Source organism: Bradyrhizobium sp. sGM-13 (assembly GCF_018398875.1).
Lineage (GTDB): Bacteria > Pseudomonadota > Alphaproteobacteria > Rhizobiales > Xanthobacteraceae > Bradyrhizobium.
Window position 1 is genome coordinate 1 of the sequence record NZ_JAGWDK010000187.1, and the last position, 500, is coordinate 500.

General features: G+C 64.6%; 1 protein-coding gene. It reads right to left on the reverse strand.

Features of this window, described 5'->3' with window-relative positions; all coding sequences use genetic code 11:
• A partial coding sequence (locus KJQ96_RS38715; RefSeq protein ID WP_213291187.1) for a biotin/lipoyl-binding protein occupies positions 1–457 on the reverse strand: 457 nt, incomplete at its 3' end.
• Positions 458–500: the final 43 nt, after the last annotated feature.

Genomic DNA, 500 nt, shown 5'->3' on the forward strand with positions numbered 1-500 from the left:
CAATACGGTAGTCACCGTCATCGATCCTGAAGATCACATCGCCAGTGCGAACGATCGAATTGTCGGCGGGCAGGATTGCCGCGACATGACCCGAGACCCGGGCGCCAAGCGTAGTATTGTTGGCGCGCACATAGGCGTTGTCGGTCGAGACATAGAACCGTCCGACGAAAACGAAATAGACGCCGTAGCCGATGGCGGCGAGCGCCAGCAAGCCGAGCACGCCCATCATCACGAATTTGCGCTTGCCCGGTTTCGCCGCGGCGGTATCGGCAGCGTTGGCGACAGGCCCATCGGGCTTTTCGATCTCCACAGCGCCGGGGGTTTCGGCGGGGCGACGCCGGGTTTCCTCCGCGACCTGGGTGCGCAGTTGATCCGCTGCCTCCTGCGCAGCTTCGTCGCCGGCCGTTTCCGGCCCGGCGCGAACGACGCGTGCGACCTGGTCTCTCGCTCCGGCCATTACCCGGCCTCCCCATTCCCAATGTCGCGATGCATGAGGCCAC